This is a genomic window from Streptomyces sp. CLV115, from assembly GCF_038448545.1.
Taxonomy (GTDB): domain Bacteria; phylum Actinomycetota; class Actinomycetes; order Streptomycetales; family Streptomycetaceae; genus Streptomyces; species Streptomyces sanglieri.
In genome coordinates this window covers 26,657-41,253 of the sequence record NZ_JBCEWQ010000031.1, presented here as the reverse complement: position 1 = coordinate 41,253, position 14,597 = coordinate 26,657, and the positions used below count along the sequence as shown (strand labels likewise).

The following is a 14,597-nucleotide window of genomic DNA, read 5'->3' as shown; positions in this document are numbered from 1 at the left end:
GAATGCCCCACTTGCGGCTTTGGCGAAGAGGTCGCCCGTCTGCCATAGTCGGTCACACGACCGCATGACCCGAGCCCGGTCGTCACAAGCGGCCGTGAACACACCCCCCATTTCACGGCCCCCACACAGCAGCCCCCGAAGCGCCCCACCACGGCGGACCGGGGGCTGCTGTGCGTCCGGGCGCCGGCCGGGATCAGCGGTCGGAGATCCGCATCTCGAACCAGGTGGTCTTGCCCCGCGGCAGCAGATCCACGCCCCAGCGGTCGGAGAGCTTGTCGACGAGGAAGAGGCCCCGCCCGCTGACGTCCATCTCCTGGACCGGCATCAGACAGGGCAGCCCGCGCGAGGGGTCGCGCACCTCGACCCTGATCCAGCCCCGGCGGCGCAGCATCCGCAACCCGAACACCCGGGCGCCGGTGTGGCGCACCGCGTTGCCGACGAGCTCCGAGACGAGCAGCACGGCGTACTCGGCGGTCTGCGGGGAGAGCGCCCACTGACGCAGCACCACGCACGAGGTGAGCCGGCGGGCGGTGGCCGCGGACTCCGGACGGGAGGGCAGCCGTACTTCACCCTCCGCCGGATTTCCGAACAACTCCAGCGCCTTGAACGCCTGTTCGTCCTCGACGACCGGCATCCAGCGCGCCGCTGTCGCACCACCGTGCGGTCGCGGCTGTTCCACACCCTCCAGGCCCGCCATGGGGACCATCATGGCCGCAAGACGGGTGCCCCGTGGCCGTTCCGGAGGAATCCGCTCCCCGGAACATGTCGTTCCGTGAGTGTCGAAAGGCATATGCCGGTGGCAGAATGCGACCCGTCAAAGCCCTGCTGACCTGCATGAACACCCCCTCCGATGGCGGTTGACCGGGCCATCGGGAAGCTGGACCTCAAGGTTGCCCCGAAGCCCAGCCAATCCGCCCGCACGGATGAACGCGCGTCAGTCTGTGCCCAACTGGCTTTCGGTCAGAGGAATTTGGCCTTGCCCGGTCCCTCTTCGACGAAGCTGCGCATTCCGCGCTCCCGGTCCTCGGTGGCGAACAGTCCGGCGAACCAGTTCCGCTCGATCGTGAGCCCGGTGTCGATGTCCGTCTCCAGGCCGGCGTCGATGGATTCCTTGGCGGCACGCAGCGCCAGCGCCGGTCCCTTGGCCAGCTTGGCGGCCCAGGCGTGCGCCTGCTCGTACACCTCGGCGGCGGGCACCACCCGGTCCACCAGACCGATCGTCAGGGCCTCTTCGGCCCGCACGTGGCGGCCGGTGAAGATCAGGTCCTTGGCCCGGGACGGGCCGATCAGCCGGGCCAGGCGCTGGGTGCCGCCCGCGCCCGGGATCAGCCCGAGCAGGATCTCGGGCTGGCCCAGCTTGGCGTTGTCGCCGGCGATGCGGAAGTCGGCGCAGAGCGCCAGCTCGCAGCCGCCGCCCAGCGCGTAGCCGGTGACGGCGGCGACGACCGGCTTGGGGATCCTGGCCACCGCGGTGAAGGAGTCCTGGAGCGCCTTGGAACGTACGACCATCGCCGTGTGGTCCATCGCCTGCATCTCCTTGATGTCCGCGCCCGCCGCGAACACCTTCTCGCCGCCGTAGAGGACCACGGCGCGCACGTCGTCGCGCCGGGTCGCCTCCTCGGCGAGTTCACGCAGTCGGTCCTGGGTGGCGACGTCCAGGGCGTTCATGGGCGGGCGGTCCAGCAGGATCGTGCCGACGCCGTCGCGTACTTCGAGGTTTGCGGTCATGAGAGGCAGGTTAACTGCCGCTAACACGGGCGGGCCCGGTGCTGTTGGTCACAGCACCGGGCCCGCTCCGTACGGCTTGCGCGAGGGACTACTTGGTCCACTCCGACCAGGACATGTTCCAGCCGTTGAGGCCGTTGTCCGGCTGGATCGTCTTGTCGTGCGAGTTCTTCACGACCACGACGTCACCGATGAGCGAGTTCTCGAAGAACCAGCCCGCCGAGGTCTTCTTGCTCCAGCCGCCGCGCACGTCCTGCAGACCGACACAGCCGTGGCTGGTGTTGGTCGAACCGAAGATGCCGGACGCGCCCCAGTAGTTGCCGTGGATGAAGGTGCCCGAGGTGGACAGACGCATCGCGTGCGGCACGTCCTTGATGTCGTACTCGCCGCCGAAGCCGACGGTGTCACCGTTCATCCGGGTCACCCTGAGCTTCTCGCTGATGACCATCTGACCGTTGTACGTGGTGGTCGCCGGGGCGCCCGCCGAGATCGGGATGTCCTTGATCTGCTGATCGTCGCGGACGACCTTCATCCGGTGGGTGTTCGCGTCCACCGTGCTGACCTGCTTGCGGCCGATGGTGAAGGAGATCGTCTTGGCCTGCTTGCCGTAGACACCGGGGCGTCCCTCGACACCGTCGAGGTTGAGCTTCACGGTCACCTTGGTGCCCGCGGCCCAGTAGTCCTCGGGGCGGAAGTCGAGCCGGTCGTTGCCGAACCAGTGGCCCTCGACCGGGACGTCCGGCTCGGCCGTCACCTTGATGGCCTTCTCGACCGCCTCCGGGTCGGTGATGCCGCGGGTGAAGTGGATCGAGACGGGCATCCCGACGCCGACCGTGGAACCGTCCTCCGGGGTGTACTGCCCGATGAAGGTGTTCTGCGGGACCAGCGTGGTGAAGCTGGTGTCCTTGGCCGACTCACGGCCCTTGGAGTCCTTGGCGACCGCGTGGACCTTGTACTTGGTCGCGGCGGCCAGATGCTGGTCCGGGGCCCAGCTCGCGCCGTCGGTCGCGATCTTGCCCGCGACCTCGGTGCCCTTGGGGTCGGAGACCTTGACCGTGGTCAGCTTCCCCTGGTCGGCCGAGACCTTCAGCGCCCCGTTCGTCGCGACGGAGTCCGCGCCGTCCTTCGGTGCGACGGTCACCACGGCCTGCGAGGCCGAGGTGTCCTCGGCCTTCCCCGCGCCGCCCTTGCCGCCGCCCGCGTCGTCTCCCCCGCCGCACGCCGTCACCAGCAGCAGCAGTGCGCCCGTCACCAGAGCCAGCCGTCCGGTGGCCCCTCGCCCGCCCCGTACGCCGTTCGCCCCGGCCGATGTCCCCGATATCGGCTGCCCGTTCAATGTGGTCGTCTCCCCTCACACGGCCTGGCCCCGCCAAGGCCCCGGGAGCCCGAAGGCTCCTCCCCCGCGCGCTGCATATGCACGCTCAGCGAAAGATAATCACACCGGCCGTGTGGAAATGACCCCCCGGATGTCACCGTTCAGTCCCAAGTTGTCCCGGGACTTCTGCCAGGTGGCACGGGACTCCGGGGCGGGGCGGGCCCGACGGGGCCTCAGCGCAGGGCGGAGCCGGCCCTCCACCGGTTCCAGTCGAGATTCCAGCCGCCGAGCCCGTTGTCCGGTGCGACCTTCTTGTCCTTGGAGTTGACGACCTCGACCACGTCGCCGATGAGCGTGCGGTCGTAGAACCGGCCGGCCGGGGTGTCGTTGCTGCCGCCCCGTACGTCCTCCAGCCCGACACAGCCGTGACTGACGTTCTCCGAGCCGAAGACGCCCTCGTCCGACCAGTAGTTGCCGTGCAGGAAGGTGCCGGAGTCGGTGAGCCGGATGGCGTGCGGGACATCCTTGATGTCGTATTCGCCGCCGAAGCCGACCGTGCGGCCGTCCATCCGGGTCACTTCGCGCATCTCGCTGACCACCATCTTCCCGTTGTACGTGGTCGTCTTCCCCGCGGCGCCCGCCGTGATCGGAATGGTGGAGACGAGTTCCCCGTCGCGGCGCACCTCCATGGTGTGCGCGGCCGCGTCGACCAGGGACGACTGCGAGCGGCCGATCTCGAAGACGACCTTCTTGTCCTGGGTTCCGTACACGTGCGGCGCGCCCTCCACGTCGCGCAGCGCCATGTCGACGGTCACCTCGGTGCCCGGCTTCCAGTACTCGGCGGGCCGGAAGTCGAGCCGGTCCGCGCCGAACCAGTGCCCCACCACCTCCACCGGCGGTACGGCGGTCACCTCGATGGCCTTCTGGACGGCCGCGCGGCGGGTGACCGGCCGGCTGAAGCGGAAGGAGACGATCATCCCGGTGCCCACCGTGGACCGGTTCTCCGGCCTGAAGTAGCCGATGAAGCGGTGCTTGGGCACGAGCGTGGTGAAGGTGGTGCGGCGGGTGGTGCGGTTGCCCGAGCCGTCCACGGCCACCGCGTCCACGGTGTACTTGGCGCCGAGCCTGATCCGCCCCTCGCTCCCCCGGGGCTCCCAGGAGCGCCCGTCCTGCGCGATGTCGCCGGGCACCGCCCGGCGCCGCACGCCCTCGGTCCGGGTCACCTCGACGCTCTGCAGCCGCCCGCCGGGAACCTTCACCGCGAGCCGCCCGTCCGGGCCGATGTTCTTGGCCCCGTCCTCCGGGGTGACCTGGATCCCGTCCTGCGGCGGGCCCGCCGACCCGCCGAAGATCGATCCGGTGCCGGTGCAGCCGGTCAGTACGGCCAGCACGACGAGCAGTCCCGCCCATGTCGGCGCGGCGGCCCTGCCCGCCACCGCCCTCTTCGCTACGTGGTTCACGCCCGCCCAACGACGGGGGCCGGTCGGGGGAAACGTGAGTGCGGGCGCCCGGGTGGGCAGAAACAGGGGGAGAACCACCCTTTGGGAGCCGCGGCCGGGACGCCGTGCGCTCCTTTCCGGTGCCGGTCCCCACGAGCCGCGGGAGGCGAGCAGGTGTCGAGCGCAGCCGAGCAGGAGGCAGTGCGGGAGCCGGGTACGGCCGCCGGGCGCCGGGTCGCACGGGGCCGGTCGCCCGCCGTGTGGCCCGGCGCCCCGACCCCGCTGGGGGCCCGGTTCCGGGTCGGACCCGACGGGGTCGCGGGCACCAACTTCGCTCTCTGGGCCGGTGGTTCGGACTCCGTCGAGCTGTGTCTCTTCGACGAGGACGGGACCGAGCGCCGGCTCGCGCTGACCGAGCTTACCCATGAGATCCGGCACGGCTTCGTACCGGGAGTGCGGCCGGGGCAGCGCTACGGCTACCGGGTGCACGGCCGCTGGGATCCCTGGACCGGGGCCCGCTGGAATCCGGCGAAGCTGCTCCTCGATCCCTACGCCCGGGCGGTCGACGGCACTTTCACCCTTCCGCCGGAGGTGTACGGCCATGTGAGGGACTGGCCGCAGCAGCATGTCGCCGACACCGTCCGCGACGAGCGGGACTCCGCTCCGCACGTTCCCAAGGGGGTTGTGGTCCATGACGACGACGACTGGGCCGAGGACCACCGGCCGAAGACCCTGTGGGCGGACTCCGTCATCTACGAGCTGCATGTGCGCGGCTTCACCGAGCGGCATCCCGGCATCCCGGAGGAGCTGCGGGGCACGTACGCCGGTCTCGCGCATCCGGCGGCCGTCGGGCATCTGCTGCGGCTCGGGGTGACGGCGGTGGAGCTGCTGCCGGTGCACCAGTTCGCCCACGAGGACCATCTGCTGAGGCGCGGCCTGCGCAACTACTGGGGCTACAACTCGATCGGCTACTTCGCCCCGCACGCCGACTACTCGGCGAGCGGCACGGCGGGCGGCCAGGTCGGCGAGTTCAAGCGGATGGTCCGGGCGCTGCACGACGCGGGGATCGAGGTGATCCTCGACGTGGTCTACAACCACACGGCGGAGGCGGGCGAGCTCGGTCCGATGCTGTCGCTGCGCGGCATCGACAACCGCGGCTACTACCGCCTCCAGCCCGACGCCCGCCGCTACGCCGACTACACGGGCTGCGGCAACACCCTGCACGTGGTCCAGCCGCACGTACTGCGGCTGATCACCGACTCGCTGCGCTACTGGGTGACGGAGATGGGCGTCGACGGCTTCCGCTTCGACCTGGCGGCCGCGCTGGCCCGCTCCATGCACGACGTGGACATGCTCTCGCCGTTCCTCGCGGTGATCGCCCAGGACCCGGTGCTGCGCCGGGTGAAGCTGATCGCCGAGCCGTGGGACGTCGGCAGCGGCGGCTATCAGGTGGGCGCCTTCCCACCGCTGTGGACCGAGTGGAACGACCGCTACCGGGACGCCGTACGGGACTTCTGGCGCGGCGCCCTGCCCGACGTACGGGACCTGGGGTACCGGCTGACCGGGTCCAGCGATCTCTACGCCTGGGGCGGCCGGCGCCCGTACGCCTCGGTCAACTTCGTCACCGCGCACGACGGCTTCACCCTGCGCGACCTGGTGAGCTACGAGCAGAAGCACAACGAGGCCAACGGCGAGGGCAACCGGGACGGTACGTCCGACAACCGGTCCTGGAACTGCGGCGCCGAGGGCGAGAGCGAGGACCCCGCCGTCAACGCGCTGCGCCGCCGCCAGCTGCGCAACCTGCTGACCACCCTGCTGCTGTCGACGGGCGTGCCGATGCTGGTCGCGGGCGACGAGATGGGCCGTACGCAGGGCGGCAACAACAACGCGTACTGCCAGGACAACGAGACCGGCTGGCTGGACTGGTCGCTGCTCGAACAGCCCTGCTGGCGGGAGCTGACCGAGCTGACGGCGCGGGTGCTGCGGCTGCGCCGCACCCACCCGGTGCTGCGCCGCCGGGCCTTCTTCTCCGGGCTGCCGCAGGCGGCGGACGGGCTGCGGGACCTGGCGTGGTTCACCCCGCGGGGTACGGAGATGACCGAGGGCGACTGGTACGCGCCGGCCGCCACGGTCGGGCTCTTCCTCTCCGGGCGCGACATCCCCGGCCGCGACGCACGGGGCGAGCAGATCACCGACGACAGTTTCCTGGCGATCCTGCACGCCGACCACCGCCCGGCCGCTTTCCGGCTCCCCGGACCGCCGTGGGCACAGAGCTACGAACTGGTCCTGGACACCTCGCGGGAGGACCAGACCGCGGCCCCCGGCACCGTCCACCCGGGAGACGGAACGCTGACCGTGCCGCCCAGGTCGGTGCTGCTGCTGCGCGTGGCGCGGTGAGCGGGGCCGGGGACAGGGCCGGGGCCGGGGCCGGGGTCGGGGTCAGCCGAGGATGCCCCGGTCGTAGCCGATCGCCACGGCGGCGGCCCGGTCCTTGGCGCCCAGCTTGGCGAAGATGTGGGTGAGATGGGTCTTCACGGTCGCCTCGCTGATGAACAGCTCGGCGGCGATCTCCCGGTTCGACGTGCCCTTCGCGACCAGCTCCAGTACCTCGCGCTCACGGCCCGACAGCGCCTCGCTGCCCGCGGCCGCCGGGGTGCGCACCCGTGAGATGAGCCGGGAGGCGACGGCGGGCGAGAGCACGGTGCGGCCGTCGGCGGCGGCACGTACGGCGGTGAACAGCTCGTCGCGGGGCGCGTCCTTGAGCAGATAGCCGGTCGCCCCGGCCTCGATCGCGGGCAGCGTGTCGGAGTCGGTGTCGTACGTGGTGAGCACCAGCACCTTGGACCGGGCGCCGCGACCGGCCAGCTCCGCGATGGCGGCGACCCCGCCGCCGCCCGGCATCCGCAGGTCCATCAGGACCACATCGGGATCCAGCCGGCCCACCATCTCGACCCCCTCCACCCCGTTCGAAGCCTCCCCCAGCACCCGGAAGTCCGGGGCCGAATCGAACATGCCGCGCAGACCGTCCCGTACGACGGGATGGTCGTCGACGACTACGAGCGTGATGACGCGTGCGGGTTCTTCAGCCATGGCAGGCCAACCGTACTGGTCAGCGGCCGTGCCGGACCAGGGGCACCCGGGCACTGACCGCCGTGCCCCGGCCCGGCTCGGTCTCCACCTCGACCGTGCCCGCGATGCGCTCGGCGCGGGCCCGCATGCCGCCGAGCCCGAAACCGCCCGCGCCGCCGGCCCGCGGCAGGGCGGCCGGGTCGAAGCCGCAGCCGTCGTCCCGTACGTCCAGGGTGAGTTCGTCGCCCATGAACGACAGCGTGACCCCGGCCCGGGAGGCCCGGGCGTGCCGGCCGACGTTGGCGAGGGCCTCCTGCGCGATCCGCAGGAGGGTGGCGGCTATCTCGTCGTGGACCGGCTCGACGGTGCCGGTGACCGTGAACTCGGCCCGGACCCCGAGACGTTCCGCCCAGTCGGTGACCGTGCGCTTCAGCGCGCCCGGCAGGTCGTCGTGTTCCAGTGCCGAGGGGACCAGGTCGTGGACCGAGCGGCGGGCCTCGCCGAGGCTGTGCCGGGCGAGCGTGGCGGCGCGGTCCAGATGCGTCCGGGCCAGCGCCGGGTCCTTCTCGCCGATCGAGGTCACCACCTGGAGCTGGGCGATGATGCCGGTCAGCCCCTGGGCCAGGGTGTCGTGGATCTCGGCGGCGAGCCGGCGGCGCTCGTCGGCGACGCCCGCCTCGCGGGCCTGGACCAGGAGCTGGGCGTGCAGCCCGGCGTTCTCCGCCAGGGCCTGTTCGAGGCGGGCGTTGGCCGACTCCAGTTCGGCGATGGTGTCGACCTGGGTGCGGGCGTGGTGGGCCTCGCGGTCGCCGATCCTGGCGAAGACCATGGTGAGGGTTCCGTGCAGGCCGAGCAGGGCGACGAAGGCCACCCAGTTCATCGCGGAGACCGGCGGCAGGCCGCTGCCGCACTGCGCGCCCGCCATGATGACGGCGGTGGCCAGCAGCCCGGGGCGCACCGCCCGGGCCGGGAGCAGCCGCCCGGTGTCGAAGTACCCGAGGATCGCGTACACGGAGAAGAACGGGTTGCACCAGGTGAGCGCGAAGGCGATCAGGGTGCGGGCGACGTAGTAGCACTGCGGCGTCCGCGACCCGGGGACGATCATCGGCCCGAACCGCCCCCACCAGAGCTGGAGGGCGAGGGCGACGGGCACCAGCACCGCGGCGGCGTACACGTCCGCGCGGTCCATGATGAGCGGGGCGCTCACGGCCGATACGAAGGTGCTCAGGCCGAGGAACCCGTAGGGCCCGTACCGGAAGAACCGTTCCCATCCGTGCTCGGCGTTCACCGTGTCGTTCCGGTGTGCCGTCGCCGTGTCCCACGCCTTCATGGGGTGCAGTCTCCCCGTCCCCGGCGTCCCGGTCACTCCCAGCGGAAGAGACGGGCCGCGAGGAAGGTCAGCAGAGCCGTCCACAGCGCCATCACGCCGAGCTGGGCGAAGCCGGGCCAGCTGCCGGACGCCGCCCGGTCCAGCGCCTCGGAGGCGGCGCCGAACGGGGTGAACCGGACGATGGTGCGCAGGGTGTCGGGCATGCTCTGCACCGGGATCCAGACCCCGGCGGTGAACATCATCACGAGGTAGACGACCGAGCTGATGGCGGCGGACGCCTTGGCCGTGCGGGCGAGGGCGCAGAGCAGCGAGCCGAGCGCCAGCACGCTCGCCACGGCCAGCAGCAGCGCCACGGCGTAGCCGAGCGGCCGGCCGGGCAGTGCGACGCCGAAGCCGATCCGGCCGACGGCCATCGCCAGCGCGGCGGAGCCGAGGGCGGCGGCGCCGTGCAGGGCGATCTGCGCGGTGAGCAGCGCGGAGGGGCGTACCGGGGTGGTGGACATCCGGCGCAGGATGCCGCGTTCGCGGTATCCGGTGAGGACCGGCGGCATGGCCTGGAGCCCGGCCATGATCATGCCCAGCAGCACCGCCACCGGGACGTAGAGGTCGATGACACGCCGTCCGCCGAGTTCGTCGGTGTGCTCCCGGAAGGAGGGGATGAGACCGAGGATCGTCAGCAGCACGGTCGGGAAGACCATGATCCAGAACAGGCTGCCGGGTTCGCGGAGGAAGAGCCGGATCTCGGAGCGGAGCACCGCACGGTGGGCGGAGGCGGCAAAGGCCGTCGCCGGGGCCGGGTTCGCCGTGGTCATCTCAGACAGCCTGTTCTGTGAGGTCGAGGAAGGCGTCGTCGAGCGTCGCCTCGGAGACGCGGAGCCGGTGTGCGGTGATGCGGTGGCGGGCCAGCAGGGAGATGACCGCGTTGACCGTCTCGTCGGTGCCGCCGATGACGATCCGGTCGTCCTTGCGCTCCAGGGAGGCCGCGCCGGGCAGTTGCTCCAGCTCGGTGTCGGTGAGCGGCCGCGAGGGGGTGAAGGAGATGACCGTGGAGCCGTCCGAGCCGCCGATCAGGCCGGACGGGGTGTCGAGGGCGACGACCTTCCCCTTGTCGATGACGGCGATCCGGTCGCAGAGCTGCTTGGCCTCCTCCATGAAGTGGGTGACCAGCAGGACGGTGACGCCGCTGTCGCGTACGTCCTCGATCAGCTTCCAGGTGTCCCGGCGGGCCCGCGGGTCCAGGCCGGTGGTCAGCTCGTCGAGCACCACCACCCGCGGTCCGCCGACCAGGGCGAGCGCGATGGACAGCCGCTGCTTCTGGCCGCCGGAGAGTTTGGCGAACCGGGTGCCGTACACGGTGTGCAGGCCGAGCCGTTCGGCGAGTTCCCGCCAGTCGGCGGGGTCCGGGTAGAAGGCGCTGTACAGTTCGAGCGCCTCGGCCACGGTGATTTTGGGCTGGAGTTCGCTCTCCTGGAGCTGGGCGCCGAGCAGCCCGGTGACCCGGTCGTGGTCGGCGACGGGATCGAGACCGGCGACCCGGACCCTGCCCGCGTCGGGGATCCGCAGCCCCTCGACGCACTCGACGGTGGTGGTCTTGCCCGCACCGTTGGGGCCGAGGATCCCGAAGATCTCCCCCTCCTCGACGGCGAAGCTCACGCCGTCGACCACGGGGCGCCCGGCGTAGGACTTGCGCACCCCGTCCACTTCGATGATTGCCATGTCCACGAGCATCGGGGCGCCGCGGCCGGCGCGCCATCGTCCATCGCGCTCGAAGCGGCATCGGCCGATCGGTTGATACGGGCTACGACCTGCGGGTGGAGCACGGCCCGGCAGCGGGCCACGACCTGCGGTGCCGTGTCCCGGCCGGCGCCGGTCGGCCGGAAAACCACATGAGCGGTGTCAGGGGTGAACCGTAGTCTCGGCTGTGATGCCAGAAAAACATGCAGAGCCCAAGGATCGGTCCACCGCCCAGTCCCTGTTGCGGCTGTGGCCCTATGTGAAGCCGGTACGGCACCGGCTGTTCGGTGCCGCGCTGGTGGCGGTCGCCGCGTCCTGTATCGCCCTGGTGATCCCCCTCGTACTGAAGTGGATGGTCGACGGCCCGGTGGCGGACCGGGATCCCGGCGGGGTCTGGCTCGGGGCGCTGTATCTGCTGTTGCTGGGCATCGGTGAGGCCGCGCTCTTCGGGGTGCGGCGGTGGATGGTGGCGCGGCCGCTGGCCGGGGTCGAGGCGGCGATGCGGGCCGATCTGTACCGGCATCTGCAACGGCTTCCGGTGGCCTTCCACGACCGCTGGGCGTCGGGGCAGTTGCTCTCGCGCGCGACCACGGACCTGATGCTGCTGCGTCAGTTCCTGGCCTTCCCGCTGACGTTCCTGCTGGTCAACGGGGTGACGATCCTGATCGGCTTTGTCATTCTGCTGATGCAGCAGTGGGTGCTGGGGCTGGTGCTGCTCATTCCGGTCGTGCCGCTGATGATCATCTGCTCGGCCTTCGAGACGAAGTACTCGATCGTGGCGCGCAAGGCCCAGGACCAGGTCGGCGATCTGACGACGGTCGTCGAGGAGAGCGTGCTCGGCATCCGGATCATCAAGGGCTTCGGCCGGCACCGCAGCCAGGCCCGCACCTTCCGCGCCCTCTCGCAGCGGCTGCGCGCCACGGAGCTGGGCAAGGCCCGGCTCCTGGCTGCCATCTGGGCCGCGATCACCGTGATCCCGGAGCTGGCCATCGGCGCGGCACTGGTGCTCGGCACCGTTCAGGTCGCGGACGGCGAGCTCTCCGCGGGCACCCTGGTCGCCTTCCTCTCCACCGCGCTCGCGCTGCGGTGGCCGGTCGAGTCGATCGGCTTCCTGCTGGCGATGAGCCAGGAGTCGGCGACGGCGACCGAGCGGTACTTCGAGGTGATGGACGTGGCCGAGGAGAACGACACGTCCGGCGCGGACGGTCCCGTCGCGGGCGGCGGCCCGGAGCGGGGCGAAATGGTCTTCGAGGGCGTGGAGTTCCGCTATCCCGACGCGGAGCCCGGCTCCGTGCCCGTGCTGTCCCGGATCGATCTGCGGATCCGGCCCGGCGAGACGATGGCCCTGGTCGGGGCCACGGGTTCCGGCAAGACGACGCTCACCGCCCTGGTCCCCCGGCTGCACGAAGCCACCGCGGGGCGGATCACCCTGGACGGTACGGACATCACCGCCATGACCCGGAAGCAGCTGCGCGAGCTGGTGTCGGTGGCCTTCGAGGAGCCGACGCTCTTCTCGGCGAGCGTCGGGGAGAACGTGCTGATGGGCGGCGACGGCGCCGGGGAGGACGAGCTGCACAGGGCACTGGCCGTCGCCCAGGCGGACTTCGCGCACGAGCTGCCCGAGGGCGTCGGCACCCAGGTCGGCGAGCAGGGGCTCAGCCTCTCCGGCGGCCAGCGGCAGCGGCTCGCGCTGGCCCGCGCGGTGGTCGGCCGGCCGCGCTTCCTGGTGCTGGACGATCCGCTCTCCGCGCTGGACGTGCACACCGAGGCGCTGGTGGAGGCCGCTCTGCGGCGGGTGCTGGCGCAGACCACGGCGATCGTGGTCGCGCACCGGCCGTCCACCGTGATGCTCGCGGACCGGGTGGCGCTGCTCTCGCAGGGCCGGATCGCCGCCGTCGGCACCCATCAGGAACTGCTGCGCAGCAGCCCCGAGTACGCCTGGCTGATGTCGGGCGCCGAGGGCGCTCCGGACGCGGTGGACGCGGCGGACGCGCCCGCCGAGGACGCCTTCCCCGCCGAGAAAGGCCTCACCCGATGACCAGTACGACGACCACGGACCACGTCCCCGGCGAGAACGCCGAGAACGCTGAGAACACCGAGAGCGCCGAGAACACCGAGGTCGCCGGGGACCGGTTCGACCGGGACGATCTGCCCACCCCGGCCGGTGCGACCGGGGCGCTGCTGAGGTCGCTGCTGCGGCCGCACAAGGCCCGGGTGGTGGTCGCCGCGCTGCTGCTGCTGGTCCAGCAGGCCGCGGTGCAGGCCGGACCGCTGCTCGTGGCGTACGCCATCGACAGCGCGGTGCCCGCCTTCCGGGACGAGCGGTACGGGCCGCTGATCGCGGTGGCGGTCGGGTACGCGTTGTGCTCGGCGGTGGCCGGGGGCATGCAGTACGCGTTCATCCGGGTCTCCTCCCTGCTCAACCAGGACGTGCTGCTCGATCTGCGCGGACGGATCTTCCGTCATGCGCAGGCGCTCAGCGTGGACTTCCACGAGCGCTACACCTCGGGCCGGCTGATCTCCCGTTCCACCACGGACGTGGAGTCGCTGCGGGAGCTGCTCAGCGAGGGGCTCCAGGAGCTGATCGGCGTCATCCTGTCCTTCGTCTCCATCTCGCTGATGCTGCTCTGGCTGGACTTCGGCCTGGGCGCGCTGGCCGTGCTCTCCCTCGTACCCCTGTATCTGCTGGTGCGGCGCTTCCAGCGGCGGGCCGGGGTGCTGTACTCCGGGCGGTCCACGGCGATCGCCGCGGTCATCGTGAAGTTCGCGGAGACGATGAACGGCATCCGTCCCGTCCAGGCGTTCCGCCGCGAGCCCGTCAACGACGCGCACTTCGAGGACCTCAACAACACGCACCGGTGGGCGAACGGCTCCGCGATGCTGGAGATGGCGCGGTACGTCGTCGGCTCGCGGCTGGTCGCCAACACGGCGGTCGCCGGAATCGTGCTCTGGGGCGCGTACCGGGTGGCCTCGGGCACTCTGGCGCTCGGTGTGCTGGCCGCGGCCGTGCTCTATCTGCGCCGGCTGTACGACCCGATCGACCGGCTCGGCATGTTCCTCAACTCCTACCAGTCGGCCGCGGCCTCGTTGCAGAAGATCGCGGGGCTGCTGGCCCAGACCCCGTCCGTACCGGAGACGTCGAGCCCGCGCGAGCTGCCGTCCCCGACCGGTGAACACCCGGGCCGCGAGGTCGTGTTCGACCAAGTGCGCTTCGCCTACCGCACCGGCGGCGAGGTGCTGCCCCGCTTCGACCTGACGATCCCGGCCGGCCAGACCGTCGCCGTGGTCGGTTCGACGGGTGCCGGCAAGTCGACGCTGGCCAAGCTGCTGGCCCGGTTCTACGACCCGACGGACGGGCGGGTGCTGCTCGACGGCACGGACGTGCGCGACCTGGCGGTGCCGGAGCTGCGGCGGGGTGTGGTGATGGTGACCCAGGAGGCGTTCCTGTTCTCCGGGACAGTCGCCGAGAACATCGCGATCGGCAGCCCGGACGCGACCCGGGCGGAGATCGAGCAGGCCGCCAAGGCGATCGGTGCGCACGACTTCATCAGCGGGCTGCCCGACGGATACGACACGGACGTACGCAAGCGGGGCGGCCGGATCTCGGCCGGTCAGCGGCAGCTGGTCGGCTTCGCCCGGGCCCTGCTCGCCAACCCGGCGGTCCTCATCCTCGACGAGGCGACCAGCTCCCTGGACGTTCCCGGCGAACGGGCGGTGCAACGGGCCATGGACACGGTGCTGCACGGCCGCACCGCGGTGGTGATCGCCCACCGCCTTTCGACGGTGGAGATCGCGGACCGGGTCCTGGTGATGGAGCACGGCCGCATCGTGGAGGACGGCGCCCCCGCCGAACTCATCGCCGGCACGGGCCGCTTCGCGGGGCTGCACCGGGCGTGGCGGGAGAGCCTGACGTGACACGGCGGGAAAGGACGGGGCGGCCCGGGCGGGGCGGGCCGGGCTCCGTGATCCGCGTGTTCAGCACTGA

General features: G+C 71.4%; 11 protein-coding genes. 3 read left to right on the top strand and 8 right to left on the bottom strand.

The window, feature by feature from the left end:
- Positions 1-193: 193 nt before the first annotated feature.
- The 4 genes from AADR41_RS14100 to AADR41_RS14085 form a co-directional block, all read right to left on the bottom strand.
- Positions 194-709 carry an ATP-binding protein gene (locus AADR41_RS14100; RefSeq protein WP_342281719.1) on the bottom strand — a complete coding sequence of 172 codons (516 nt, stop codon included), beginning with the start codon at positions 707-709 and terminating at the stop codon, positions 194-196.
- Positions 710-960: 251 nt separating this feature from the next.
- The gene (locus AADR41_RS14095) at positions 961-1,728 is read right to left on the bottom strand and encodes an enoyl-CoA hydratase/isomerase family protein (RefSeq protein WP_342281718.1); all 768 of its coding nucleotides are present in this window, start codon (positions 1,726-1,728) and stop codon (positions 961-963) included.
- Positions 1,729-1,816: 88 nt separating this feature from the next.
- On the bottom strand, positions 1,817-3,061 hold the full coding sequence (locus AADR41_RS14090) for a L,D-transpeptidase (RefSeq protein WP_342281717.1): 1,245 nt from the start codon (positions 3,059-3,061) through the stop codon (positions 1,817-1,819).
- Positions 3,062-3,273: 212 nt separating this feature from the next.
- Complete coding sequence (locus tag AADR41_RS14085) at positions 3,274-4,500, bottom strand: L,D-transpeptidase (RefSeq protein WP_342281716.1); 1,227 nt, start codon at positions 4,498-4,500, stop codon at positions 3,274-3,276.
- 153 nt (positions 4,501-4,653) lie between these two features.
- Between AADR41_RS14085 and glgX the strand changes: the two genes are divergently transcribed.
- A complete protein-coding gene (gene glgX / locus AADR41_RS14080) occupies positions 4,654-6,876 on the top strand; it encodes a glycogen debranching protein GlgX (protein WP_446751034.1) in 2,223 nt (740 codons plus the stop codon).
- Between the two features lie 42 nt (positions 6,877-6,918).
- On the opposite strand, the gene AADR41_RS14075 is transcribed toward glgX, so the two are convergent.
- The 4 genes from AADR41_RS14075 to AADR41_RS14060 are packed head-to-tail and all read right to left on the bottom strand — an operon-like array spanning position 6,919 to position 10,594.
- On the bottom strand, positions 6,919-7,569 hold the full coding sequence (locus AADR41_RS14075) for a response regulator transcription factor (RefSeq protein WP_342281715.1): 651 nt from the start codon (positions 7,567-7,569) through the stop codon (positions 6,919-6,921).
- A gap of 19 nt (positions 7,570-7,588) precedes the next feature.
- Positions 7,589-8,878, bottom strand: coding sequence for a sensor histidine kinase (locus AADR41_RS14070; protein WP_342281714.1), 1,290 nt, complete (start codon positions 8,876-8,878; stop codon positions 7,589-7,591).
- 32 nt (positions 8,879-8,910) lie between these two features.
- The gene (locus tag AADR41_RS14065) at positions 8,911-9,690 is read right to left on the bottom strand and encodes an ABC transporter permease (RefSeq protein ID WP_342281713.1); all 780 of its coding nucleotides are present in this window, start codon (positions 9,688-9,690) and stop codon (positions 8,911-8,913) included.
- A 1-nt stretch (position 9,691) separates the two neighbouring features.
- Positions 9,692-10,594, bottom strand: coding sequence for an ABC transporter ATP-binding protein (locus tag AADR41_RS14060; protein WP_342281712.1), 903 nt, complete (start codon positions 10,592-10,594; stop codon positions 9,692-9,694).
- A 208-nt stretch (positions 10,595-10,802) separates the two neighbouring features.
- Here AADR41_RS14060 and AADR41_RS14055 point away from each other — a divergent pair, with 208 nt between their 5' ends.
- Both AADR41_RS14055 and AADR41_RS14050 read left to right on the top strand, forming a co-directional pair.
- A complete protein-coding gene (locus tag AADR41_RS14055; RefSeq protein ID WP_342281711.1) occupies positions 10,803-12,650 on the top strand; it encodes an ABC transporter ATP-binding protein in 1,848 nt (615 codons plus the stop codon).
- On the top strand, positions 12,647-14,527 hold the full coding sequence (locus tag AADR41_RS14050) for an ABC transporter ATP-binding protein (protein WP_342281710.1): 1,881 nt from the start codon (positions 12,647-12,649) through the stop codon (positions 14,525-14,527). Before AADR41_RS14055 ends, AADR41_RS14050 begins: the two co-directional genes overlap by 4 nt.
- The last annotated feature ends 70 nt before the right edge of the window (positions 14,528-14,597 follow it).